Here is a 22,770-nt window from a genome sequence, read left to right as displayed (position 1 = left end):
CACTCAAGAAGGTGCCCTACCGCCGGACCGCCTCGATCACCGCGTGCGGGTCACGTAGCCACAGACGATGACCACGGTCGGACACTGACATCCCGAACTGATCGAATTCGGGACGGCCGAGCCCCTCGTACTCGCGCCACGCCTGCTCGACGTCCTCCCACAGGAAGCCCGGTCCGTACTGCCACACTGCCTCACCGGTGGCCGTGGTGGCGGCGGCTCCGTCCTCGTGGCTCACCCACACCCGCGCGCCGTCTGCAGTGGTTCTTCCCGTCACTCGGACGCCGGGCAGCCGCGCACCGGCGTACAGCGCGAACCCGAGGTCGAGAATCCGTGCGGGGTCCAGGCCCGCGGCGCGGGGCCGGCCGTTGCCCTCGATCTCGTGGTGGACCGGGCGGTGGGCGCGCATCGGCATGTACATCGCTGACCCGCGGAACGGCCCGGCCGCGGTCCCGTCGTCCTGGACGTGGAGCTGGACCAGGGCGCCGGACCAGAACTCCCGGGCCAGCGGGGCGACGATGACTCCTCCGGGCCGGACCTGCCGGACCAGCGTGTGCGGGATGTGCCGCAGCGCGCACGTCGCGATCAGCCGGTCGACCGGGCCCATGCCTGGGATCGGCTCCGCGCCGTCGCCGACGTGGAGGTGCGGCCGGTACCCGGCGCCCGCGATGTGGACGGCAGCCTGCCGGGCGACAGCCGGGTCCACTTCGACGCTGTAGACCCGCTCGTCACCGAGCCGCTCGCACAGCAGTGCGGCGACGTACCCGGTGCCGGTGCCGATCTCCAGTACCCGGTGGCCGTCGCACACGTCGAGGAGCTGGAGCATCCGGGCGGCCATAGAAGGCATCGAGTTCGACGACGTCGCGATGCCGGGCCCGGTCTCGGCTCCGTCGTCGAGCTGGGTGACGACCGGCTCGTCGGAGTTGACGAGCGCAAGCCAGTCCTCCGTGGTCACGAGCGGCTCGCACCGGTCGCGGAGCTGCCGCCAGGCGTCGGGCGGGATGAACTGACTGCGGGGCACGGCTTCCCATGCCTGCCGCCAGCGGGTATCGAGCAGCCCTCGGTCGGCGAGGTTCTGCACAAGCGCGGGGTAGGTACGGATCGTCTGCGCTGTACTCATGACTGCGGGGTGTGCTCTTGGGGGCGGGAGCCGTCCGGGGACGGGGCGGGCTCGGGGACGGGCCACGGCTTGTCAGAGGGCGGACCGCCGTGCTTACCGTCGCTGGCCTGTTGGGGGGTGCTGCTCATCGTGTGTCCTTCGGGAGAGCGGGCGGGCGGCCGGCGGTAGAGCTGGTCGAGGGGTGCGGCGCCTCGGGCCTGTCGCCACGCCCTGTCGAGGTTCGCAGCTGTGGCGCACTTCCCGCCGCTGGTCCTGCAGTCCAGGCAGGACAAGGTGTGGTCGAGCAGGGCCTGATAGTCAGCCTCCCCCGTGACGGCGCACGCTGGCACCGCGAGTTCGGACGCGGCGTCGGCGAGGGCTGCACGCCGGACGCGGGCGGCGGCGGTATGTCGGCGTACCGGATCACTCATCGCTGCCGCCGGTACGTGCGGGTGTCGGGTCTCCGTCGAGCAGGCGATCCAGCTCGGCGCGCATCTGGGCGGCGTCGGCGTGGGTGAGTACGAGGAGTGCCGGGCCGAGGGGGCGCCCGTTCTCTTCGACCGTCAGGGGCAGCGCGTAGCGGCCGGCGGCGGTGCGGCGTAAGGCTGCGGCTCTGTGGACGCGGATGCCCTGTGAGGGGTTGGCGGTCAAGGCGGGCGCCCTCCGCATCCGTCTCTGAGTCATCGTCATGTCACGGACCGTAGAGCGGATATGGCGAGGCGACCCGGAAGAATTCTCCGGGTCGCCTCTTGTTCCGGGTTCGTCCATCCGCCGCTACGCGAGTACCCCCACGTGTTCGGCGATCGTGTGGACCTCGCGCCGCATCTGCGGCCTCGACCGTTTCAGCAGACCCTGAACCGCCTCACGGGCGTACGGCGAGTAGCGGATCTCCTCGGGGGATGCCGCCATGATCTCGCGCAACATGTGCAGCGTCCCGTAGTCGTCCCCGGTCAACCGGTGCGCGTTCATCACCTCGACGAGATACCGGGTGGTGCGCTCCAGCGGCAAAACTCCGCCGGGCTCCGGCACCTCGACATCGTCGGCCAGGCGCAGCGCCTCGTGCGCGTCACCCTCCTCGGATGCGAGGTGAACGCCGTGCATCCGAACGTTCGTCGGGCCGAAGCTCGTGTGGAGCAGGTTGCCGTCGCGGCCGAGCCGCTCTGCGACAACGGTGGCCTGCGCGAGCAGATCCCACGCCGCAGTCTGCCTGCTGTGCCGTACGGCGGCGATGACCCCTGCGAGGTGCAGGGCCCCGTACGCGCTGATGTGTTCGGGGGTGGCGTCCGGGCCAGGCCGGACGTGGGCGATGGTCTGCCGGGCGAGATCGAGGGATTCGCCGACCTCGCCGCTCGACGTGAGGATCCCGCAGACGTTCCACACGGATGCGGCGATCATGGCGGGGTCACCGGTCTGGTCGGCGATTTGCATCGCCCGGTCGGCGGCGAGCCGGGACAGGCGGCGGGCGTTGACCCGGCGCAGGAACACCTGGTGCAGGTGCAGCAGGCTGACGAGGGCGCGGGCGCCGGTGAGTTCGTCTTCGCCGGTGGTGGCCCGCAGGGTGGCGTACGCCTCGGCGAGGAGTCCCGGCAGCGCGTCGCCGACGGGCCCGTACCGTTCGGTCTCGGTTTCGTAGATGCCCCATGCCTCGACGACCCGCTCGTCGAGCTGCGGGGCGGTCAGCGGGTCGCCGGGCAAGCCGAGTCCGAGGAGCGACGGCGGGGTGTTCAGGGCCCGGCGGATCGCCGGGACGGACGGGTGGTCGGTGCTGGCTGCGACTTCGAGGTTGACGATGGGACCGGTCAGGTCAGCGACGTTGTCGAGGCCGAGCTCGCGGGCGATGGCGACGAGCATCTGCAGGGAGTCGATGCCGATGACGCCGCGTTCGACCTTGCTGAGCCAGTCTTCGGAGCGGCCGACGAATCCTGCGAGAGCGGCCTGTGTCTTGCCGGTCTTGGTGCGGTAGTACCTGATCCGCTCCCCGGTCGTCATGACAGACGGATTAATCATGGGATCCCCTTGATGGGTGAGTGCACTCAATCCCCAGAGTACGGCCGCCGGTTCGGGGCGAGTCGGCCATACTGGGAACTGCCCCGCATATGGGAGCACTCAGCGGCCCCTGCCGGTCCCCCGTCCGGTGGGGGCTGTCCCATGTCTGGCCGGACGGCGTCGTACGATCCGGCCATGGCTGACATCGGCATCCCCCAGCACCTCATTGACCTGGAGCGCACCGCGTGGGCGGAGCAGCAGGCTGGTGCCCTGACGCTGGAGTCCGCTACTGCGGTGCAGGCGGCGTACCGGGAGCACGCGGCGATCACCGGCGGGGTGTCGCGGCTGGAGCTCGAGATGGCGACGAAGCGGCGGGTGCGGCACCCGGCCCCCGAGCAGCCTGAGGCATGACGAAAGGCCCCCACCGCCGAAGCGGTGGGGGCCTTGACGTCTACCCCCGCAGAGGCGGGGACCGTACGGGTAGCGGAGTGAGCTACGGCGCCCCTATTGGGACATCCCCGCACAGGCGGGGAGCGTTGCGCGAGGCTGCTTGTCCTACGGGACAGTCCCGCAGTAGCGGGAAGCGGTGGGGTAACCCTAGTGCAGAGGTGGGGTGACTCGTCGGGGTTCTCGGGATTCGGGATCTCACGGTTGACAACCTTGCAGTACGTACTGCAAAGTTAGGTCATCGCCAAGGGCAACAGCCCAACGGCACCGGAGAAGGAGCCTCCACCATGAGCACCGACATCTACGAGAGCATGACCGGCCGCAGCATCAGCACCTACGACCTCCTCGACGAGACGACGGAGACGTACGGCCTCGACAAGGCCACCGCCCACGAGGCCATCACCGCGTTCCTCTCCGGCCTCACCGACGACGACCCGGCGGTCATCATCGAGCGCACCCCGGTCCGCCCTGAACTCCTCAAGAGCAACCCGACCGACGTCGACATCGACCACTGGGTCACCGTGTCCGACGAGACCGCCGACCACATCCGAGGCGCACTCGCCGTCACGTTCGAGCCCGTCACGAACGCCTGACCCAGACGCAGCAGCGGCCCGCCACCGGATGCACCCCGTGGCGGGCCGTACTGGCACGGAAGGAGCCCGCACATGCCCGACACTACCCCCGAACTCTGGACCACCGAGATGTGCGCCGAGCACCTCGGGATCAAGCCGAAGTCCGCCAGCGGACTCCTCTCCCGGCGCGGCATCAAGCGCGTTGGCGAGGACCGCCACCCGACAAGCGGGCGCATCGTCGCACTGTTCCTCGCCGACGAGGTGCGCGCGCTCGCCGACGACAGGCAGCCCGGCCGCCGCACCGACCAGGCATAACAAAGGCCCCCACCGCCCGGGGAAGGGCGGCGGGGGCCAGTTCAGTGGTGCCAGGGAGTCAGATCCAGCTCGGCAGGCGGCTCCGGCGGCGGACCCGCCGGGGTCGTCGGGCCGACAACCCGGGCCCAGCGCAGCAGCTCCAGCAGGTAACTGCCCTGCATCTTCCGCTGCATCCGCTCCGTCTTAAGATCCTTGTCGAGCCGGGTCGTGATCTCCACGAAATCCGAGCGGCGGTTCGTCGCCCGGGACTGAGTCCAGCCCAGCACTCCCACCACGAGCGCCACACCGGCCGCTACCAGAGCCCCTACGTCCACGTGCGCCCCTTCCTCAAATGCTCGGGCAGAGGGTCATCCATGCCCGCGACCCACACCACCGCCATGGCGATGGCCACCCAGATACACGCGGACCCGGCCGCGGTCGGGGCGCGCGGGATGGCGATCGTGAACGCGGCAGCCCACAGCCCAGCCAGCGCGGCAAGCGCCGCGTATCCAGCAGCCTGGACCCGCGGGCAGCTCACGACTGCACCGGCCGCGATACCGATCGTCCCGGCCGCCACCCACAGCCACCCGAGCACCGTCATCGGCACCCACCGGGTGATGTCGGACAGGAGCTCGGAGGTTCCTACGCGCGGGTTGGACAGGATGCCGACTGCTCCGTAGCCGAGCCAGCCCGCGCCGAGGGTGATGAGGACGGCGCGGCGGTGGGATACCTTCCGGCCCGCCGCCGGCCGCATCAGAGCCCTCGGCCCGGGGTGGCCCGGTCGGTGGCCGGCCGGTTGGGCACGGCGTAGGTGATGCCCAGGGCACCGAGCACGGCCAGGACGATCGTCACGGTCTCCCCGCTCGTGACGACCTGGTCCTGCACGGCGGTGACCGCGGCGGCGGCCCCGGCGGACAGACCGCCGACGATGGCCTTCGCGGCGCGGCTGATCCTGATCATGGGGTCCTCTTCTCCAGCGCCTTGACGCGCTTCTCCAGAGCGGTGATCCGCTCGTCCGTGGTGGGCGGCTTCGGGGCCGGCGGCTTCGTCGGTGGCTTCGGGGCGCTCGGCGGGGACCACGACGCGGTGTGCTTCAGTCGCTCGGCCACGTCCGCGCGCAGTGCATTCATGGCGAAACCACGCGGGTCGACCTTGTCGGAGCTCCACTCCAGGTGCCCGATCGTCGACTTCGCCGTCCACCCGTGCGCCCGGCAGATCGCCGCCTGGACCCGCACGATCGCCTGGTACTGGGCGGTCGGCCACGGGTCCTTGCCGTCGCCGAGGTTCTCGCACTCCCACCCGTAGAACCGGGCGTTGCCGTCAACCCCGGAGGCGTTGCCCTTGGTCGGGGCGGCCGGCCGGGTCCCGTAGGACTCGGCGATCACCTGCTCCAACACCTTCGGGTCACCGCCCCCGGCGTGGTTCGCGCGGCCCGCCGACACCAGATGCACGGTGCCGTCCTTCGCGATCACCCCATGGCACAGCGGGCCGGGCAGCGCGGAGTGGCCGTTGTAGCAGAGGTTCACCGTCGAGCTGGTGCCCTTGGTGACGGTGTGGTGAACCATGGTCCCGTTGACCGGGCCCCACGCTCCCTTGTGGTTGCGGCTGTGGGTGCGCCAGTCCCGGACTTCGGTGACCTTGACGCCCTCCGCCTTCAGTGCCGCGAGCAGCTTCGACGCGGACAGTGGTGTGGCCATGAGGCCTCCAGACATGCAGAAGCCCCGGGCCAGGTCGGCGCGGGGCGATGAGGGGCGGGGTGGTCAGACAGGCGGGGCAGGCGCGTACCGGCGGACGACGAGCTGCCCGTAGCCCTCATCCACCCGCACCGTCTCGCCCGCGGCCGGGGTCGTGCGGAAAGCGGCGGCCTGGTAGGCGACCATCAGCCTGTGGCCCGGCGGCCAGTCGGCCGGCACGACCCACCAGGCACCCATGTGCAGCGGCATGTGATGACGGTCCGGGTTGCAGTTGTCGGCGAGGTGCGGGGCTATCTGCGTCCACGGCCGCTCAGACACCGGGACCGGCGGTTCCACGTCGACGTCGTACACCCACAGGGCCGACCCGACACCGATGACCTTGCCGGTGTCGTTGGTGATCTGCGCCCGCGCGGTCACGTCCAGAGCGTCACCCGGCTGCACCGCGACCGGTGTCCGCAGCAGCACCCGGCGGGTCGACGAGGTGCCGACCGGGAGGGTCTTGGCCGTCAGCGTGTCGGTCGCGGCGACGTCGGCGAGCAGCCACCGGGCGGCGGTGGTGGTGGTCATGGGGCTCCGATCAGGGGATTTCGAGGAGGCCGGTGATCCAGAGGTTTCCGGAGGCGGCGACGACGGAGGCGGGGCTGGCGGCGGGCACGGTGGCACGTCGGCCGTGCCGGGTGAGGTAGCAGCGCATGCCGTTGACCGGGGTGGTGGCGGCGGTGAGCGCCCCGAACGCGCCGTTGTAGAAGACGACCTGGGTGGTAGTTGCGGCGAGGTTCCCGGCGAATGCCCCGACCGGGCCGCGCTGGGCGATGGCGGCGGTTGCCCCGGTGGTGCCCATGTCCTCGTGGGTGAGGGTGAGGATTCCCCCGGAGAATGCGAACCCCGAGAAGACACCGGCAGCGCTGGTCCATGTGCTGGTGGTGGTGCTGTAGTACACCTCGTCGCTGATCCGGTCCGACGGGTCCCGGTAGAGAAAAACCGAGGTGCTGGTGAGGCCGACGGACGCGCCGCAGCGCAGCCCTCGCGCGGCCCACCACTCGTCCGGGGTGACCTGCAGCGACGACACCTTGGCCGCGCCGACGCCGTGCTGAAGGATCAGCCGGTCGGACTGGGTCTCCACCGACGTGATCCCCGAAGGCTGGTGGGAGGCGTCGTTGATGAGGCCCCACCCGTCTCCGGTGTTACGGATCACGGCGGACAGCAGCCGGTAGTGCCTGCCGTCGTCCCCGACGACGACGGTGCGGTTGTCGGGGAGCTGGTCCACTGGCACGAGGCCATCGGCGCCGAGCTGGGCGAGCCCGTTGGGGACGCCGCCCCGGCTGTCGATGATGGCCTGGACGTCGGCGGTGTCGAGCTGGGCGGCGGCCACGGCCTGGGCGGTGTCCAGCGCGGTCTGTGCGAGTTCGCGGCCTGCCTGGTACCAGCGGACCGGGGACCCGGAGGTATCGAGGTACTCGTAGTCGATCGCCTGGATGTCCGCCTGGAACGCCCGGATCGCGCCTGGTGCGGGGTGGCTGGCGGGGTTCGTGCGGAGCTGCCCGATCGGGGTGCCGTTCAGCTCGTACAGGGCGGTGACGGCCTGCCCGGTGCCGGCGACCCGGACCACGAGCGGGTAGTTGGGGACGGCGTTGCCCGCGGTGTCGGTGAGGACGTCGGCGGGGGTCCCTCCGAAGGTGAACACGCGTGCTCCGTTCAGTCGAGCCAGTAGTTGCCGGAGATGTCGACCCAGATCCCGCCGGACGCCCCGTCCTGGGAGTGCCAGACGATGGCGGTGCCGCACTCGATGCGGCAGACCCCGGTGACGGGGTCGCCGGTCATGGACTGGCCGCCGGCCCATGTGGCGCGCTGGGCGGGCCGGGCCTCCAGTGGGGTGGGGGCGATGACCGTTCCGGCGCCGTGCCACGGGTTCTCGTCGACCCTGCCGACGCGGCCGCGCATGTAGGCGCGTTTCCCGACGATGCGGTACTCGGCGGTCTCTCCGCCGACCGACATCACCCCGTCTGCGAGCGTGATCGATTTCCACGGCCCGGGTGGCTCGTAGACGGTCCCCCACGAGTTCGAGGTCGACGACGTCTTGATCCAGACGGTGCTGTCGTCGGCGGTGACCACGGTGTGCAGGGGCGCGTCCGCGTACAGGCTGTCGCGGTCGGCCTGGTTCGCGGCGTGCTGGACGAGGTGGCCGTCGACAGCGGTGGCGAGCGCGGCGAGGGCGCCGGGCCACTGGGGTGCGTCGCCGCCGCCGGGGACGGGCAGTTCGGCGTATCCGATGGTCGCCACAGGGCGCCCTCCTTATGCGGAGAAGGTGATGGTGAGCTTGCCGCCGGTCAGGGCCATGTAGTTGGTGCTGCCGTCGGCGTAGACGGCCAGGCCCCGGGCGGTCCCGGCGGCGAGGGCGACCTGCCAGGAGGCGGGCAGGGTCGCGGTGCCGGACGCTCCGGCGGACAGGGACAGCACCGGCTCCGGCCCGTCGCCGAGGCCCAGTTGCCCGCTGGGCGGGCTGGTGTAGGCGTGGAGGTACAGCTGCACCGGCCGGCGCGCGTTGACCCCGGCGCCCGGGACCCGGGACAGGGAGACCTTCATCGAGGCGACGGTCTTGCCCGCGCACGCCGCGGCGATGCTCATGCCGTAGAAGAGGCCGCCACGGAGGTTGCCACGGCCGGTCCAGTCGCCCTGATACGCCTCGGTGCGGGACTCGTCGCGGCTGCCACCCCGGTAGGACGCGATGACGCTCGGGGTGAGTGTGACGGCCTTCGGGGCGGGGGTGCCCGGGGCCCCGGGCGACGGGTCGGTCTCCGCAGTGACCTGCCCATACAGCTCGATTTTCCCCGCGCTGTTCTTCCGCATGAACAGGGCGGTGACGGTCTGCCACCCGGTGCCGGCCGGGGCCGCGGTGCCCCAGGTCGCGGCGCGGACAACCTGGGCGTCCAGGGCTACCTCCGTCGCGACGGTGCGGATCGCGTCCTCGTCGATGGGCCCCGGGTCCGGTGCGGTGCGGCCCAGGACGACGGGCCGGGCACCGGGCCGGACCACGACCCAGTCGCCGCGGGCCCTGGCCCGGTAGGACGCCAGGCACGGCACGTCCAGGATCAGCGCCCCGCCCAGGAGCACGTTGACACCCTGGTCGGTGACGTCGACGACCTCGCCGGACACGGTCCCGGCGCCGGTCGGTGTCGGGGCGCTCATGGCCTCGCCGAGGCGTCGGGCGGCGTCGCTCACAGCAGCCTCCTCGCCGTGGTGCGGGTGGTGCAGGACATGGCCGCTGAGCCGAGGGTGTAGGGGCAGGAGTCGATGATGTGGCGTTCCCACCGGTCGGGCTCGACCTCGACCTCGACGACGTCACCGGGCTCCAGCGCGGGGTTGCACAGGGTGGTGAAGGACAGTGATGCCTGGATGCCGAGGGAGTCGGCGAGGAGCGCGCGGCCGACCGTGTCGGCCTGGGCGGTGGTGGTAATCAGGGGTGAGGTGTGGCGGCCGACGCGGACCCGGACGCCGGTCAGGCCCAGGCGCTGCGGTGCCAGCGGGTCGTCCACCGGGTCCGGCCCGGCATACGTCAAGGAGTTGGGGTCGTCGTCCCAGACGTGCACCGGGCCGACCACCGGGGTCCCGTCCCCGCCGTCCCCCGAGACCACCCACAAGTTCACCAGGCCCTCGGCGGACTGCGTTTCGGCGGTCTCGACGACGGCCTTCCCGTACGGGATCTGCCAGACCACCGGGTCGGCGAGCGTGGGCACCGGGCCGATCGCGATGGCCCCGGTGGCGTCCGCGTAGATCTCCCCTCCCAGCGCGGACGCGATACCCGTGCCGACGCCGGTGGTGTCCGTGCCGGTGCTGAGCGCCGCCCACCGGTCCGCGTCGACCACGAACCGCGGAACGTCCGCGCCCGGGTCGACGCCTGCCCGCCAGCCCACGACCGCGGACGGCAGCGCCTCCGCGATCAGCTCGGGGACGATGGTGCGGGCGATGCCGGGGCCGATGGTCCGCGCGGCCGGGAACCCGGCGGTTCTGATGACGTCCTCCAGGCCGAGGAGGGCGACCTGCGCGCCGAGCCGGGTACGGGATACCCCGTCCACGACGTACCGGCCGGCGGGCACCCAGTACGGGGTGTCCATCCGCGGCCCCTGGATCCCCTGGAACAGGCGAACTTGGGTCACGACGGTGTTGATGCCGTCGCGGCCTCCGACCGGCACATCGAGGAGGTCGGCGGATCCGCTGTAGCGGCACTCCGCGGTACGGTCCGGGCTGATCTGCGCGGCCCCGACCCGGGCCGGGATCCAGGTGCGGCCGCCGTCCGGGGACCAGTCCGCGCGGGCAGGGCGCCGGGCCGCCGGCAGGGCGGCGAGGACCGCGTCGGGCATGGGCAGCATCAGACCGTCCCGTTCGTGGAGAGGGCGGCCCAGGTCGGGTACGAGCCGACGACCGCGTCGAACGTCCCGAACTGGGCGGCCACCTGGTCCCAGGACCAGTTGGGCATCCGCATCGGCTGACCGGCGGTCGCCGGGCGGGCCACAGGAACCACGGAGAACTGGTAGCTCCGCGATTCCGTCGGTGTGCTGTCCAGCGACTGCTGCACCCCGCCCACCATCACGAACTGGTCCGGGCGGTAGTAGTCGGGCCGTGTCTGGATCAGGCGGATGCCGGGTGTGGTCAGCAGCCGCTCCAGCGCCGGGATCTGTGAGCCTTCGGCTCCGATGATCATGGTGGACGCAGGGGCGCTGTACAGATCCTGGGCTGCCACCGAGTAGGGGGAGCCCTGCACAGCCGCGGAGTCGATGCGTGCCTCCCACGTGAGCTCGGGCCACGACCAGACCGTGACGAGCGCGGAAAGCCCCGGCTCGTCGACGCTCTTGATCCACACATCCCGGTGCCCTGCGGGTGGAGCCGGGACCGTGATCGACAGGGCCGAGGGTGTCCCCTCCGTGCCGTCGGCGTAGAGGGGGGTGGCGGTGTAGGCGATGGGCACCCCGAGCGGGGCCTCGTGGTCGTAGGCGGTGCCCACCCCGTCGACCGCCCATGCGGGGTCGGCGGACCGGACCGGGGTCGCGGCGCCGTCCGGGTCCTGGCGCATGATGCGGACCTGCCGGATCAGGCCCGGGGTCATGGGTGTGGTGACCCGCCGGGACGTCGATGCGTGCGCCGTGCCGTCCCATACGCAGCCCGGCTGTGTCCCGTCGACATAGGGGTGCAGGGCGCTGCCCGGCTCGGCCATGCACGCGTCCGCCCACCACGTCGTCCCCGTGGACGCGGCGAAGGCGAGCCCGACCCGGTCGCAGGTCTGCCCGGCCGTCAGGGTGTGGGAGGCGCTGATCCGCACCCACCCCCCGGCTGTTGGGAGCACCGGGAGTACGGCGTTGCGCAGGGTCATGGTGCCGGACCGCCAGGTGATCTGACCGGTGGTGATGCCGGTCGCCGGGATCCATACCCAGATCCCGACCTGGACGGTGGTGCCCGCGGTCTGCGGGCTGATCGTCCAGGTGGTGCCCGCGGACGACGCTGCGGTGTGCGTGTGCTCGATACAGGCCGCCCCGACCCGGGACCGGGAGGTGACCCGGGTCCGGGTGATGGACGGCCCGTAGGACTGCGTATCGGTGATGTTCACCTCCACCGACGGGTTCAGGGCGAGGTTGCGGGCGGTGTCGGGCGGGGTCGCGGCGTCATACGCCAGGACCACGCCCGCCCACAGCTCGTCCACGTCGGCCCGCAGATACCCGTCCGGTGACACCGTCACGAGCGGCGGTGTCACCTGCGGTGCGGACGGATCCACGATCATCGGCACGGTCTTACCTCCCCTTCGTCCCCGCGCGGCGCCGCTGGTGCACCGCACCCAGGCCCGCGTCCACCCGCGTATCGACGTACGCGTCGAGCTGCCTGCCGTCTGCCAGGACGAGCGCGAGCCGCTGCCCCTGCTGCAGGTACGCGCCCTGATCCGGCTGCCCGCCTTGGCGTGAGGCCGGAGCCGGCGCAGCGGACGGTGCTGCCGCCAGAGCAGCCGCACGCTGAGCCGCCATCGCGACAGCCGACGGAATCGCCGCCGTACCGAGCCGTGCGGCAGCCGCCTCGACCTTCGGCACCGAGTTGAGAACGCCGATCAGCAGACCGGCCCCGGTGTCCTCACCGACCGCCTCGGTCTTCCGGGACGGGCTGTGCGAGTCGAGCGCCTTCCGGATCGACGCGACCATGCCCCGGCCGAGCTTGTTCATCTGCTCTTGCAGGGCCTTCTCCTGGCCGATGAGCCCGGCGAGGAACCCCTTGCCCGCGTCCTCCCCGGCGTCGAACATCGCGTCGGCCATGGTCAGGCCGTACGACGTCGACAGCTTTCCGCCCGACTTGGCCAGCCCGTTGAGGATCTTGATCTGCTTCTTCGACGCGCCGGCCACCACTCCGGCCAGTTGGCTGTCCGGGCCCATCGCGATGAGCTGGCTGATCAGATCCTGCGACAGCCCTCTCTTCGAGAGGGACTCGATCTGCGAATCACGGTCCTTGACCGTCTTCTGCCGGTCCCGCATCCCCACGATGAGCGCGTTCACCGAGTCGGCCTCGGCGAGATTACCGATCCCGAGGAAGTCGGCCGCGACCTTCTTCTGATCGGTCGCCGCCGAGCGCGCCGCCGCGATGCGAGACGTCATCGCGTCCTGCGCCTTGGCCAGGCCCAGCATCTTCGCCGCGGTCTTCCCCGTGACGACGGACAGTGCCCGCCCCGACAGGCCAGCCGCCTTGACGTCCTTCACCAGGGCGGCGAGCGCCTTGGACAGTTCGCCCGCCGTGCTGGCCAGGGCCTTCGTGAACGCCGTCAGGTCACCAGGGATCTCGCCCCGGGCGCGCTTCCGGGTGGCCGAGGACGTGCCTTTCGCGAACCCGCGGACCGGGCCGAGGCCGGCCGCGATCCGCATGCTGTCCGCGTTGGAGTAGACCACCTCCCCGCCGCTGAACTGGATCAGTTCGGGGCCGTTCTCGCCGACCCACGCGATCTCACCCGGGCGTGGGCTGCCGCCGTCGGCGAACCCTCGGAGCCCGTAGCGGTGGGTGAACATGGGGTCCATGTAGGAGCGGGCACGGGAGCCGACCACGACACCGTCGCCGCCGCGCGACTCCACGTTGGTCCCGTTGATCGTGCCCGCCGTGTGGCCCACACCGGCGTTCGTGATGCCGATCTGGAACGGGGAGCGGGCGCCCAGGACCCAGCCGCCCGGGGCGGTGGCTCCGGAGAACGCTCCGGTGGCCCAACGCCTGTGCGGGCGCTGGCCTCGGATGACGGACTCGATCGCGGACAGGAAGCCGGAGCAGTCCCACGACGGGTTGCCGTTGCCGCCCCACTGGTAGGGCAGACCGTGCTGTGTACGGGCCCAGGACAGGGCTCCCTTGAAGCCCTTTCCGCCGATCCCCGCCTTCTCCAGTGCGGTGTCCGCGCGGCCCGAGTAACCGATGATCGACTCGATCATCTTCTTCGGGATGCGGGTCACCATGTCCCGGTACAGGGACGCGCTGCCCGAGATCTTGTTGATCAGCGGCTTCACGACCGCGTTGAGCCCCGCGACCGCGCTCGCCTGGACGCCGTCCTTCAGCCACGACACACCGGACTTCGCGAAGTCGAGGCCCTTCGAGGCCGCACCCTTCACCCACCCGAACAGGCCGCCTCCCTTCGCGAACCCGGGCGTGCCGGCCGAGCCGCCGCCCGCCGCCGCCCACTGCCGCATCGCGGCGACCGCGCCGTGGCCGCCCGCGCCACGCACCTCACGCGCCGTCCACACGTGCTCGTTGTGGGACAGCCACGCGGGCACGTCATCAGACGTTTCCGTGCCCGCACCGAACACCGGACCACCGACCGCGAACGCCTTCGCCTTGTCCAGCGGCGGCGCACCGAACGCACCCGCGACCTTGTTCCACACGGGCACGATGCCCGAGTTGTACACGGTGTTAACGACGTACCGGATCGGCGTCTTGGCCTTGTCAGCGATCCACTGCCACGCCCGGCCCACTACCTCCGCGCCCAACTTGAACGCCGAACCCAGCGACTTCGCGAGCGCCTTCGCCCGGTCGATCGGAGGCTTCAACCCCTTGTCGTACAGCCACGTCGCAGCCGTGCCGATCCCCCGGAACGCCGGGGCCAGCGCCGTACGCCACAGCCACGTCCCAACCGCGCCAACAGCACGCAGCCCGGCCATGACGTACCCGGCCTGGACCTTCACTCCAGCCCACAGCAGCTTCGCCCCGGCGACGATCCACCCGATCACGGGCTTCAGAGCGTTGGTCCACAACCACTTCCCGACCGCACCGAGCGCTCGGATCCCGGCCATGAACAGGGCGAACTGCCCCTTCACGACGCCCCACAGCCAGCGGGCGCCGCCCGCGATCCATCCGACAGCCGGGCCGATCGCTGCCGTCCACAGCCACCCCCAGATCGCGCCGAGGATCTTCACAGCGGCGACAACCGGTAGAACCAGGACGACAGCGATGATCGTCGCGAGGACCTTCACCGCAGTCCAGATCCACGACAGGACCGGGCCGATCACACCCCACAGCCACACCGCAGCCGCACCGACAGCACGCAGCCCGACCATGAACCCGTCGAACATCGGCTTGAGCGCGTTGTTCCACAGCCACAGAGCCCCGGTCTGGATCCCCGACCACACCGCCTGCACGATGCCGCGGAACGTCTCGGACCGCTTGTACGCGATGACGAGCGCGGCACCGAGCGCGACGATCGCCGTGATCACAAGGATGATCGGGTTCGCGGACATGACCGCTGTCAGGAACGCCTGCGCCGCAGCGAATCCGTTCGTGACTGCGGTGCCGACGAGGATCGCCGCGCGGTAGACCGAGAACACCGCGGTGACGAGGCCGATCGCGATGGCCTGGGTGTTCATCGCGATGGTGACACCGAGGATCGCAATGCCGAGCGGGATCAGCCAAACGCCCCACTCGCGCAGCCAGTTGATCGTTCCGGAGATCGCCCCGCCAAGGATCCGGAGCGTCGGGAGGAACATTGCGGAGAGCACCCCGCCGACCACCTGCAGCGGCGGCAGCACGTCCCGGTTGAGAACGCTGCCCCACCGGCCGAGGATCGGGAGCACCTGCCCGCCGATGAAGTCGACCAGGCCTTGCTTGAGCGCCCGCGTGAACACGGTGATCTCGTGCGAGGGCCCGCTGCGGAGGGTTTTGCCGAGCTTCGCCGCCGCCCCGTCGACCGAGTCGAACGCACCGCGCGCCTTCCCGGGGTCGAGAGCGAACAACGCCGCGCCGAGATCCTCGGCCTGGGTACCGAAGAGGCCCACCGCGGCAGCCTCACGCTTGACCGGGTCGTCGATCTCCCGCAGCTTGTCGAGGACGGTCTGCAGGCCGGCCGTCGCGCCCTTGCCGCCGCCCGCGATCTGCAGGCTCATCTTCTCGGCGTTGAGCCCGATCGACTTGTACGCGTCCTGCGACGTCGTACTCATGTCGACCGCACGGATCGAGAACTCCTTGAACGCGTCCGCGATGATGTCCGTGTCGCGGGCGCCGCCCTTCAGCCCCTGCGAGAACAGGCCGAGCGACGTCTTGCCGTCCAGGCCGAGCTTCCGGAGCTGAACGGAATACTCCTGGAAGGTCTCCAGGAGGTCTTCGGCGTTCGGGCCGAGGTTCTGGAACCCGACCGTGATCAGGTCCAGTGCCGACTTCGCGTCAGGCGCCACCTTGTTCTTCAGCATCGCGGCCACGGCCTGGCCCTGCAGGTTCATGTCCGTGCCGAAGACCTTCGCGACGTCGACCATGCGTGTGCCGATCGCGTCGAGCTGCTTGAGCGTCGCGTCCGGCTTCACCAGCCCACCGCGCACGACCTCGCGGATCGCCTCCGCGCCCTCCTCGAACGTGTCCGTGACGCCCGCCGCGAAGAGCTTCCCGACTGCCTCGCCCTGCCGCTGCGCGGTCGCACCCGACGAACCGAGCTGCGCCTTCAGTACCTTCGTGGTGTGGCCCTGCTCCACCGCCTGATTGAACGCGTCGGAGAACTGCGCGCCGATCTGCTCCGCCACCGCAGCGACGCCGATAGCCGCGAGCGCGCCCTTGAACGTCGTGCCGAACCCGTCGCCAGCCGCCTCCCCGGCGGCATCGCCCGCGTCCCCGGCCGGAGCCACGAGCTGACGGCGCAGCTCGTTCCCGATGCCTCGGACCGAGGGGATGATCTGCAGTGTCGCGTAGCCCACGTTCGCCACAGGGCACCCCCTCGGTTCTCGCTATGCAGTTGTCAGGTGATCTCGCCCCGCGCGATGGCGGTGCGCCGTTCTGCCGCGCGTCGCTTGGCCGCGTTGCGGCGGGCGACCCGCTCGGGGCTGTTCTTGTCAACCCGCTTCGACTGCGTACCGGGCCGCGGAATCGGCGGCGGCCGCTTGCTCTGCTTGCTGGCCTTGACGCCCTCGTTGGACCTCTGCCAGTTCGCGATCCGCAGCTCGTCGAGGGTGAGACCCTGCAGGTGCTCGGCGAGCCCCCACATACCGTCCTCGTCGCCGGTGGCGATCCGCGTGCGGGCGCGGGCGGGGAGCTGACGCAGGAGCACGCCGAGCTCCCGCCACGTCAGCCGCCGCCGCCCGGCCGCGTCCCGCGCGAACAGGTCTCCGAGGCGCACCCCGTAGTGCTCGCGCAGGTCTGCCTCAACGGCCTCGCCGTGCTCTCTCAGGAGCCGGACGAGGCCGGAGATTCCCCCGGCTTCTGGCCGCAGTGCTTCTGGTACGCCTTCCACAGGGCGAGCAGCTTGTACTGCGGGATCGGCTGTCCGCGGAAGTCCTCCCACTGATCGCCGAGGGCGATACGGAAGGCGCCCACCACGGCCGCCGCGTCGTCGCCGCTATCGGCTGCAGCGACCATCTCCCACGAGTCGAGGCTCTCCAGGTGCTGCATGGTGAAGCGCTGGTTCGGGTTCTCCTTCGTCGCCCAGAGGAAGACGAACGGCTTGAGCTCGCTTTCGGCGGCGGCGGCGTTGAGGTTGAAGTCGAACACCTCGTCGTCGCTGCGGGTCGCGGTTCGAGTGGTCATGACGGGTTCTCGCTCTCGGGCTTGGTGATCTGCACGGACAGGGTCGGGATGGTGAGGCGGACCAGGCCGGAGCCGGACGGGTCAAGAGTGACCTCGATCGTCTCCGCCTGGATCACCCACGGGAACTGGCGGCCGTCAATCTCGACGCCACCGCCGGGCTGCACGACGATGCTCTGCGCGACCGGCACATCGGCCGTCTTCACACCGGGCATCTGCTCCTGCAACAGCGCGGACACAATCCGGCTGCGCATGTTCGGAGGGACCGGCTGCCCCTCCTCGATGACGCCGAGCTGCACCGCCTTGCGGGCGATGTCGGCGTCGGTCACGGTCAGTCGCATGCCGCGGTCCCTTCGCGCGGTTCAGGTGGGGTGGTACACCGGGGCCCGGCCGAACCGCGACGAAGGTCCGGGCCCCGGCGGCTCATGCGGTGACCGTCACCGCGACGGTGTCGGTCTGCCCGAGGTACGAGGCGGTCACGGTCGAGGTGCCCGCCGCGATGCCGGTGATGAACCCGGCCGTGACGGTCGCCTTCGTCGAATCCGAGCTGGACCACGAGCAGGACGCTGTGACGTCCCCGGTCGTCGCGTCGGAGTACGTGGCCGTGGCCACCGCCGCGCCGATCTCCGTCGCCGCGACGGACAGCGTCGACGGGGTGACCGCGATCGACTCCAGCGTCGGGGTGGCCTGCCTGTCGAACAATTCCTTCTGGGCGTTCGGGTAGATCGTCGCGATGATCGTCGCCGATTCGAGGTCGGTCTCGTTCTCGCCATGGTCGCCGTCGAGGGAGCACTCGGCGTACAGACTCGTCGCGAGCCGGCGCACCTTCTCGCCCTCGCGAGTTTCGAATGCCACCTTGCACCGCTCCGGGACCGGCACCTTGATCTTCGTCTCGGTCGAGCCGGGCCAGACGAGGCGGCGCACGGTCTCGTTGTCCTCCAACGCCGTGAAGCCCTTGGTCAGCTTGAAGTGGTTCCGGGACGTCTTGACGAGGATCCCGCCCCAGGCGAACTTGTCGTCGGTGTCCTCTTCCCTGTTCTCGGGGAATCCCTCGTCGCCGTCGAGGAGACCGACCAGTTGCCATTCCGGACCGAACGGGGTGTTCGCGTTCGCGGGCAGCGTGGCGGACAGATCGAAGGACACGTACACGTCCGCGTCCGTCCAGAGATTGGCCTTCGTGGGGTCGCCAGCCATGACGCCCTCCTTCGGTGTCGTAGATCAAAAAGGGGTGCGCCGCGGTTCGCCCGCTGTCAGAGCAGGACGGGCTTGATGTTGGCCAGCACCGTGAACGTGCTGAGCTCGATCCCGGTCGACGGGTCCCGGGCCGGGATCGGTCCGGTGCCGGGGCGCACCCCACGGATCACCGGACCGGAGTGCACGAGCCACAGCCCCTGACAGAGCATCGCGAGGTCGTGCGCCTCGTCAGCCCCGGTGTGCCAGACGGTGCACCGTAGAGTCACCCGGGCATTCGCCATTGAGGAGTGCGGCAGGTCGGTGTCCTTGCGGACCAGGACGTACGGCAGGGACGGCTCTTCCGGAGCCCGGTCGCCCGGCACGATCGTGCCGACCTTGGCCCCGACCGCGAAGGTGTCCGCCCGCGCGACGAGCGCCTCCCGCAGCACCGCCGCGCCCGCCGCCTGCGCGTCCCCGAAACCGCTGAGCGTCTTCATCCGGACCGCCAGTCCTTGACCTCGATCCCGGCCTCGCCCGCCGCGCGGGTCAGAACTCCGTCACGAGCCTGCCACGCCATGCCGCGCACGTCGGCGATCGTCACGGACGCGGCGCCGCGGTCAGTGGTGTACGGCTTCACCCGCACCGGGGTGCCCGGGGGAAGGCGTGCGCGGACGCGCGCCTGGACGTCCACGGCTACACCGTCGACCATCTGCCGCACGGGCGCGGACTGCAGGAACTCGCGGATCCCGCGGGTGTCCAGCTCCAGCCGTTCCAGCACGGTGCACCTCCTATCCGGTGACGCGCACGACGTTGAACTCGATGTGATCGAGACCGCCCTCAACGGGGTCGGGCCACCGGGCGATCTCGCCCTCGACCTCCAGCAACAGCCCGTCCCACTCGATGCGGTCCTGCGCCGTGACGTCGAGGTCGACGCCGTGGTCGCCCTGGACCCGCCACCCGGTGACGACCGGGCTGCGGTCCGCCTCGGTGCCCTCGTCCTGGACGCGGGGCTGAATGTTCAGCGGCGGCAGCTCGGCCCGGTCGACGACACCCGGCGACCAGTCCGGAATCCCGACATCGGGGTTGCCGCGGTCAGGCTTCCGGCCGGCGCGGATCCGTACGACCTCATCCTCGGCGAACCACATCAGGCATCGCCCGCCGTACGGACCTTGTGCCGGTCGACCGTCGTCTGCCACTGGTCGGTAACGCCGATCGCCGCCTGCACCCCGTACGTCACCGACTGCCCGCCGACCGCCTTCGACGCAATCCCGCGCGGAATCTTCATCATCGTGGCGGCCTTGTCGAGAACTGCCTCGGCGATGTCCTCCGGGATCGTCGCCCACCCGTGGGTGTAGACGACCCGCACGCACCGCAGCCGGTCGGGCCACCGCCCGCACCCCGACCGGCGCAGCACGCCCGCGTCCGACCACTGGTAGCCGCTCTCGTCGAGCAGCACCCCGTCGACGTGCACGCTGTGCACCTCGACCGTCGGCCACACCGGGAGGAGCAGCGACGCACGGCCGTTCCCGTCGAGGGTCACCTCGTCCTCGACGACAAGGTTCACCGGATGCCCGACCGCGCCCCGAAACCGCCGTGAGGCGTTGCGGAGTTCGAGGAGCAGCCGCTCGTCCGCCGCCGGCTTCCCGGTCAGGGTCGCGAGCTCGGCCGGGTCCGCGAGGTAGTAGTCAGTCGGCACCGCCCGGCCCGCCGTCCCCGCCGCCCTGCGGCGCCGTCTGCTGCTCGTCGCCCTGGACCTGCTCGACCTCGGCCGGGTCCGGGGCGGCCTGGGCCGTCTTGCGCGGGGACCGGCCGCCCTTGTTGGCCGAGGTCTGGCGCGCCTTGTTCGGCGCCGTACCCTTCTTCTCCGGCGCGGCGGGCTCGTCCCCGCTGAACGCCAGGGTCTCGGGGCCGTGCTCGCCCTGCAGCGCGACCGACGCGACGACATCGTCGGGGCCGAGGCCCAGCCGCTTCGCCTCGACGTCGTTGAGCTTCAGCACGGTTTCGACGCCGTGCTTCGACGTGTACCGGTACTTCTGCAGCGGTCCACTCACGGCGCTGCCCTCCTCAATGTGATCGACAGGAACCGTGGTCGACGGGCCCCCGCACGCAGCATTCGCCGCACCGCATGCGGGGCACCGGTCATCCTCGGTCCGGGAGACGAGCAGCGTCACGGCGCGATGACGCCGCCAGCACGCAGCGACGTCAGCAGCCCGTTGAGCTTCGTACGCAGCGCGTTGGTGTCGGCGAGGAGCGCGTCGTACTCCGCCTTCGTCGGCGTCGCACCGGCGGCCGCCGAAGCGGTCGCGTTGGCGGCGTTCGTGACGGCCGCGGCGGGCTTGCCCTCGCGGGCCTTCCCGGCGACCGGGTCGAGATATGCCATGTCACTCCTCGGGTAGAGGCCCGTACAGCTCTCTGTACCGGGCAACTTCGGCCTTGAGGTCGCGCAGGTCACGCCAGTTATCCAGGGCTGTGATGTGCGCGTGATCGCCACCGGAGAGAACGACCAGGTTCTCGGGCCGGTTGTCGATCTTGATGCGGTTAATGTGGTGTACCTCGTCGCTGCTCTCCAGCCGCCGACCGAGCGTCTGCTCTGCGATGAGGCGGTGCTCCAGAACCCACCCCGCGCCGTACGCGTTTGGGTGCTCCGGCTCCCAGACCATGACGTACCCGCCCGCGTTCACTCGGGCAGATCTGCCGTTGTGCTCGCGAGGCAGAGTCCTGACCAACCGCCCATTCGCTTCGCACGCCTTCGAGCAGAACCGGCGGCGCTTGGACGGGGAAGCGGTGATCGGCGCACCGCAGCCGCCGCAGTTCACGGTGACGCGTCCTGCGCGCTGGGCGTCGTCGTGGCACTGCTTCGAGCAGTACCGGCGCGCGTTGCCAGGGGCCTGATACACATCGACCCCGCATGAAGGGCACGGCGTCGCCGTCCCGCGCCGGGGCTTCGACCCCACTTGGTTGCGGCACTCCGTCGAGCAAAAGACGCGACCGGTTTTGAGTCGGGCCACGTCGCTGACCAGCCGCTCAAGTGGTGTCTGGCATCCGGCACATGGGACGACGACTCGCGCCGCCTTCGGTCGCCCGGTTCGAGCCATGGTGTCCTCCGATATCGCGGACTTTCTTGTCCACATTCTATCGGGATGGACTAATCCGAATGGGCAGAACCTGTACGCCTACGCGGCGAGGTCCACCTCAACAAAAGCGTTGGGCTGAATGACCCCGAAGGCGGCACGCATCTCCGCCAAGATCACCACGAGGTTCCGCACGAAGAAGTCCATGTGCGAGTCCGTCATCTGGATCGTGGCCTGCTGACGGTCCCAGAGGATCGTCTTGCGCCAGTCACCGACGTACGCCGTTCCGGCCGGGACCGCCTCCGTCTCGATGACCGGCATCCCCCACAGGGTCTGCGCGGTGCCCACGCCACCGGGGCCGCCGAAGTAGTAGCGGGCCTCGTTGTCCTGCTTGAGGTCGATCGCCTCCAGGTCCAGCGGGTTGAGGAGCACCCCGTTGGCGATGGACCGGCCGATGAGACGCACCTTGGTCTTGGCCTTGCGGACGGTGGTGAAGACGTCCGTGTCGAACGCCTGCGACTGCACGCCGGACACGTTGGCGACGCCTTCGAAGTTCTCGCCGGTGCCGTCGCCCTGCACCATCTGGTCTTCGAGCTCCTCCTCCAGTCCGTACCGGAGGAACGCGTCGATCAGGGTGACGACCTGCGCCGCGTCGCCAATAGCGCGCTTCGTGATCGGCATCCAGTGCGCGATCGTCTTCACCGCCGTGTTGATCTTCACGGCGGCGAGACCCGACTCCGGCTTGTACCCGCCGCCCGCGTTCGGGACCAGCGCGCCCGCGCTGCCCGGCGCCGTCGGGTTCGCGGCGCTCGTCGCCTCCGGGACCGGGGCTGCGTTGTTCGTGAACGACGTCATGCGGACGTACTCGATGCTGTCCGACGTGGTCGTGCCCGGCGTCACCAGGTCCCGCAGCCGGAGCGGCCGCTGGAAGCTGTCGAGCCCGACCTGCAGACCGAGCTGGTCCGGCACCACGAACGCGCCGCCGCTCGTGTCCGACCCGCCGGTGACCAGCGACTTGAAGCCGGCAAGTCCGGACTGCACTCGCTGCTTCGCGCCGAACCGGCCGTCGGTCGCCTGGCCCATCAGCGCCTTGTACTCGGGAGTCTCGATGAACTCCTGACCGAGGGTCTTCTTCCTACTCGGAAGCTGGAAACCGGACGCCGTACGCCGGGTCCCGTCCTCGTCCGTCTTCGCGTCGAGGGCGATGTCGTCACCGAGCTCGGCCAGCGTGCGGCGCAGCTCGTCGTTGCCCTTGAGCTTCTCGATCTCGGCCTTCGCCGCGACCGCCTTGCCCATGTGCTCGCGGATCTCCGCGGACTCCTCGGCGGTGAAGTCGCGGCCCTCGTCCTCGCACTTCTTCGCGATGGCCCGCGCCTTGAGCGCGTGGTCCTTCGCTTCGTCGATCCACTCCTGCAGCGTCTTGGCTGCCATATCCG

General features: G+C 70.5%; 28 protein-coding genes and 1 pseudogene. 3 read left to right on the top strand and 26 right to left on the bottom strand.

The annotated features are described in order from the left end of the window. Positions 1-16 precede the first annotated feature (16 nt). From ACIRJT_RS34320 to ACIRJT_RS34310, 3 genes are all read right to left on the bottom strand, one after another. A complete protein-coding gene (locus ACIRJT_RS34320; protein ID WP_403917227.1) occupies positions 17-1,117 on the bottom strand; it encodes a methyltransferase domain-containing protein in 1,101 nt (366 codons plus the stop codon). Positions 1,118-1,519: 402 nt separating this feature from the next. After that, entirely contained in the window at positions 1,520-1,786 is a 267-nt protein-coding gene (locus ACIRJT_RS34315; RefSeq protein WP_403917224.1) for a hypothetical protein, read from the bottom strand. An 84-nt stretch (positions 1,787-1,870) separates the two neighbouring features. After that, positions 1,871-3,103 (bottom strand): helix-turn-helix domain-containing protein, encoded by a 1,233-nt coding sequence (locus tag ACIRJT_RS34310; protein WP_403917221.1) that lies wholly within the window; start codon positions 3,101-3,103, stop codon positions 1,871-1,873. A gap of 174 nt (positions 3,104-3,277) precedes the next feature. On the opposite strand from ACIRJT_RS34310, the gene ACIRJT_RS34305 reads away from it, so the two are divergent. The 3 genes from ACIRJT_RS34305 (at position 3,278) to ACIRJT_RS34295 (ending at position 4,416) form a co-directional block, all read left to right on the top strand. Further along, complete coding sequence (locus ACIRJT_RS34305) at positions 3,278-3,493, top strand: hypothetical protein (protein WP_403917218.1); 216 nt, start codon at positions 3,278-3,280, stop codon at positions 3,491-3,493. A 323-nt stretch (positions 3,494-3,816) separates the two neighbouring features. Beyond that, the gene (locus ACIRJT_RS34300; protein WP_403917216.1) at positions 3,817-4,122 is read left to right on the top strand and encodes a hypothetical protein; all 306 of its coding nucleotides are present in this window, start codon (positions 3,817-3,819) and stop codon (positions 4,120-4,122) included. Positions 4,123-4,194: 72 nt separating this feature from the next. Further along, complete coding sequence (locus ACIRJT_RS34295; RefSeq protein WP_403917213.1) at positions 4,195-4,416, top strand: hypothetical protein; 222 nt, start codon at positions 4,195-4,197, stop codon at positions 4,414-4,416. A 41-nt stretch (positions 4,417-4,457) separates the two neighbouring features. Here the strand turns inward: ACIRJT_RS34295 and ACIRJT_RS34290 are convergent, their stop codons facing one another. The 23 genes and pseudogenes from ACIRJT_RS34290 to ACIRJT_RS34180 all read right to left on the bottom strand — a co-directional run bounded on the left by ACIRJT_RS34290 (position 4,458) and on the right by ACIRJT_RS34180 (position 22,765). Beyond that, positions 4,458-4,730: a hypothetical protein gene (locus ACIRJT_RS34290; RefSeq protein ID WP_403917212.1), complete on the bottom strand. Its 273-nt coding sequence runs from the start codon at positions 4,728-4,730 to the stop codon at positions 4,458-4,460. Further along, positions 4,721-5,149 (bottom strand): hypothetical protein, encoded by a 429-nt coding sequence (locus ACIRJT_RS34285; RefSeq protein WP_403917209.1) that lies wholly within the window; start codon positions 5,147-5,149, stop codon positions 4,721-4,723. Before ACIRJT_RS34285 ends, ACIRJT_RS34290 begins: the two co-directional genes overlap by 10 nt. After that, on the bottom strand, positions 5,149-5,355 hold the full coding sequence (locus ACIRJT_RS34280; protein WP_403917206.1) for a hypothetical protein: 207 nt from the start codon (positions 5,353-5,355) through the stop codon (positions 5,149-5,151). The genes ACIRJT_RS34285 and ACIRJT_RS34280 overlap by 1 nt, the downstream gene beginning before the upstream one ends. 56 nt (positions 5,356-5,411) lie before the next feature. After that, a pseudogene (locus tag ACIRJT_RS34275) lies at positions 5,412-6,092 on the bottom strand (N-acetylmuramoyl-L-alanine amidase); the annotation flags it as partial. Between the two features lie 63 nt (positions 6,093-6,155). Then, on the bottom strand, positions 6,156-6,656 hold the full coding sequence (locus tag ACIRJT_RS34270; RefSeq protein WP_403917205.1) for a hypothetical protein: 501 nt from the start codon (positions 6,654-6,656) through the stop codon (positions 6,156-6,158). A gap of 10 nt (positions 6,657-6,666) precedes the next feature. Next, positions 6,667-7,773: a hypothetical protein gene (locus ACIRJT_RS34265; RefSeq protein ID WP_403917202.1), complete on the bottom strand. Its 1,107-nt coding sequence runs from the start codon at positions 7,771-7,773 to the stop codon at positions 6,667-6,669. An 11-nt stretch (positions 7,774-7,784) separates the two neighbouring features. Further along, the gene (locus ACIRJT_RS34260; protein ID WP_403917199.1) at positions 7,785-8,369 is read right to left on the bottom strand and encodes a hypothetical protein; all 585 of its coding nucleotides are present in this window, start codon (positions 8,367-8,369) and stop codon (positions 7,785-7,787) included. A 12-nt stretch (positions 8,370-8,381) separates the two neighbouring features. Next, positions 8,382-9,308 (bottom strand): hypothetical protein, encoded by a 927-nt coding sequence (locus tag ACIRJT_RS34255; RefSeq protein ID WP_403917197.1) that lies wholly within the window; start codon positions 9,306-9,308, stop codon positions 8,382-8,384. Continuing rightward, positions 9,305-10,447, bottom strand: a complete 1,143-nt coding sequence (locus ACIRJT_RS34250) for a phage tail protein (protein WP_403917195.1) — start codon at positions 10,445-10,447, stop codon at positions 9,305-9,307. Before ACIRJT_RS34250 ends, ACIRJT_RS34255 begins: the two co-directional genes overlap by 4 nt. 8 nt (positions 10,448-10,455) lie before the next feature. Continuing rightward, on the bottom strand, positions 10,456-11,865 hold the full coding sequence (locus ACIRJT_RS34245) for a hypothetical protein (RefSeq protein WP_403917193.1): 1,410 nt from the start codon (positions 11,863-11,865) through the stop codon (positions 10,456-10,458). A 4-nt stretch (positions 11,866-11,869) separates the two neighbouring features. Further along, positions 11,870-16,276 carry a phage tail tape measure protein gene (locus ACIRJT_RS34240; RefSeq protein WP_403917190.1) on the bottom strand — a complete coding sequence of 1,469 codons (4,407 nt, stop codon included), beginning with the start codon at positions 16,274-16,276 and terminating at the stop codon, positions 11,870-11,872. Between the two features lie 32 nt (positions 16,277-16,308). After that, on the bottom strand, positions 16,309-16,686 hold the full coding sequence (locus ACIRJT_RS34235) for a hypothetical protein (RefSeq protein WP_403917188.1): 378 nt from the start codon (positions 16,684-16,686) through the stop codon (positions 16,309-16,311). Between the two features lie 47 nt (positions 16,687-16,733). Continuing rightward, entirely contained in the window at positions 16,734-17,093 is a 360-nt protein-coding gene (locus ACIRJT_RS34230) for a hypothetical protein (RefSeq protein ID WP_403917185.1), read from the bottom strand. After that, entirely contained in the window at positions 17,090-17,419 is a 330-nt protein-coding gene (locus tag ACIRJT_RS34225; RefSeq protein WP_403917182.1) for a hypothetical protein, read from the bottom strand. The genes ACIRJT_RS34230 and ACIRJT_RS34225 overlap by 4 nt, the downstream gene beginning before the upstream one ends. 94 nt (positions 17,420-17,513) lie before the next feature. Next, positions 17,514-18,284, bottom strand: a complete 771-nt coding sequence (locus ACIRJT_RS34220; protein WP_403917180.1) for a hypothetical protein — start codon at positions 18,282-18,284, stop codon at positions 17,514-17,516. A 56-nt stretch (positions 18,285-18,340) separates the two neighbouring features. Continuing rightward, positions 18,341-18,760: a hypothetical protein gene (locus tag ACIRJT_RS34215; RefSeq protein ID WP_403917178.1), complete on the bottom strand. Its 420-nt coding sequence runs from the start codon at positions 18,758-18,760 to the stop codon at positions 18,341-18,343. Then, positions 18,757-19,041: a hypothetical protein gene (locus tag ACIRJT_RS34210; RefSeq protein WP_097933768.1), complete on the bottom strand. Its 285-nt coding sequence runs from the start codon at positions 19,039-19,041 to the stop codon at positions 18,757-18,759. Before ACIRJT_RS34210 ends, ACIRJT_RS34215 begins: the two co-directional genes overlap by 4 nt. A gap of 10 nt (positions 19,042-19,051) precedes the next feature. Then, complete coding sequence (locus ACIRJT_RS34205) at positions 19,052-19,408, bottom strand: hypothetical protein (protein ID WP_403917176.1); 357 nt, start codon at positions 19,406-19,408, stop codon at positions 19,052-19,054. Then, positions 19,408-19,959, bottom strand: a complete 552-nt coding sequence (locus tag ACIRJT_RS34200) for a mobile element protein (protein WP_403917173.1) — start codon at positions 19,957-19,959, stop codon at positions 19,408-19,410. Before ACIRJT_RS34200 ends, ACIRJT_RS34205 begins: the two co-directional genes overlap by 1 nt. Then, complete coding sequence (locus ACIRJT_RS34195) at positions 19,949-20,314, bottom strand: hypothetical protein (RefSeq protein WP_403917171.1); 366 nt, start codon at positions 20,312-20,314, stop codon at positions 19,949-19,951. Before ACIRJT_RS34195 ends, ACIRJT_RS34200 begins: the two co-directional genes overlap by 11 nt. Positions 20,315-20,430: 116 nt before the next feature. Beyond that, the gene (locus tag ACIRJT_RS34190; RefSeq protein ID WP_403917168.1) at positions 20,431-20,643 is read right to left on the bottom strand and encodes a hypothetical protein; all 213 of its coding nucleotides are present in this window, start codon (positions 20,641-20,643) and stop codon (positions 20,431-20,433) included. A 1-nt stretch (position 20,644) separates the two neighbouring features. Next, the gene (locus tag ACIRJT_RS34185) at positions 20,645-20,923 is read right to left on the bottom strand and encodes an HNH endonuclease (RefSeq protein ID WP_403917165.1); all 279 of its coding nucleotides are present in this window, start codon (positions 20,921-20,923) and stop codon (positions 20,645-20,647) included. Between the two features lie 513 nt (positions 20,924-21,436). After that, positions 21,437-22,765 (bottom strand): phage major capsid protein, encoded by a 1,329-nt coding sequence (locus ACIRJT_RS34180; protein ID WP_403917162.1) that lies wholly within the window; start codon positions 22,763-22,765, stop codon positions 21,437-21,439. Positions 22,766-22,770: the final 5 nt, after the last annotated feature.

The sequence above is a fragment of the Streptomyces sp. NPDC102283 genome, from assembly GCF_044766265.1.
GTDB lineage: Bacteria > Actinomycetota > Actinomycetes > Streptomycetales > Streptomycetaceae > Streptomyces.
Note: the sequence above shows the minus strand (reverse complement) of the source record. Positions and strands in the feature narration are given on the sequence as shown.

Excerpts from the sequence above, each read along its gene's own strand:
- ACIRJT_RS34270 (WP_403917205.1), bottom strand. The coding sequence starts at position 6,656 with ATGACCACCACCACCGCCGCCCGGTGGCTGCTCGCCGACGTCGCCGCG.
- ACIRJT_RS34205 (WP_403917176.1), bottom strand. The coding sequence starts at position 19,408 with ATGTGGTTCGCCGAGGATGAGGTCGTACGGATCCGCGCCGGCCGGAAG.
- ACIRJT_RS34185 (WP_403917165.1), bottom strand. The coding sequence starts at position 20,923 with ATGGTCTGGGAGCCGGAGCACCCAAACGCGTACGGCGCGGGGTGGGTT.
- ACIRJT_RS34285 (WP_403917209.1), bottom strand. The coding sequence starts at position 5,149 with ATGCGGCCGGCGGCGGGCCGGAAGGTATCCCACCGCCGCGCCGTCCTC.
- ACIRJT_RS34310 (WP_403917221.1), bottom strand. The coding sequence starts at position 3,103 with ATGATTAATCCGTCTGTCATGACGACCGGGGAGCGGATCAGGTACTAC.
- ACIRJT_RS34230 (WP_403917185.1), bottom strand. The coding sequence starts at position 17,093 with ATGACCACTCGAACCGCGACCCGCAGCGACGACGAGGTGTTCGACTTC.
- ACIRJT_RS34305 (WP_403917218.1), top strand. The coding sequence starts at position 3,278 with ATGGCTGACATCGGCATCCCCCAGCACCTCATTGACCTGGAGCGCACC.
- ACIRJT_RS34215 (WP_403917178.1), bottom strand. The coding sequence starts at position 18,760 with ATGAAGACGCTCAGCGGTTTCGGGGACGCGCAGGCGGCGGGCGCGGCG.
- ACIRJT_RS34250 (WP_403917195.1), bottom strand. The coding sequence starts at position 10,447 with ATGCCCGACGCGGTCCTCGCCGCCCTGCCGGCGGCCCGGCGCCCTGCC.
- ACIRJT_RS34295 (WP_403917213.1), top strand. The coding sequence starts at position 4,195 with ATGCCCGACACTACCCCCGAACTCTGGACCACCGAGATGTGCGCCGAG.
- ACIRJT_RS34280 (WP_403917206.1), bottom strand. The coding sequence starts at position 5,355 with ATGATCAGGATCAGCCGCGCCGCGAAGGCCATCGTCGGCGGTCTGTCC.
- ACIRJT_RS34300 (WP_403917216.1), top strand. The coding sequence starts at position 3,817 with ATGAGCACCGACATCTACGAGAGCATGACCGGCCGCAGCATCAGCACC.
- ACIRJT_RS34320 (WP_403917227.1), bottom strand. The coding sequence starts at position 1,117 with ATGAGTACAGCGCAGACGATCCGTACCTACCCCGCGCTTGTGCAGAAC.
- ACIRJT_RS34315 (WP_403917224.1), bottom strand. The coding sequence starts at position 1,786 with ATGACGATGACTCAGAGACGGATGCGGAGGGCGCCCGCCTTGACCGCC.
- ACIRJT_RS34190 (WP_403917168.1), bottom strand. The coding sequence starts at position 20,643 with ATGGCATATCTCGACCCGGTCGCCGGGAAGGCCCGCGAGGGCAAGCCC.
- ACIRJT_RS34180 (WP_403917162.1), bottom strand. The coding sequence starts at position 22,765 with ATGGCAGCCAAGACGCTGCAGGAGTGGATCGACGAAGCGAAGGACCAC.
- ACIRJT_RS34220 (WP_403917180.1), bottom strand. The coding sequence starts at position 18,284 with ATGGCTGGCGACCCCACGAAGGCCAATCTCTGGACGGACGCGGACGTG.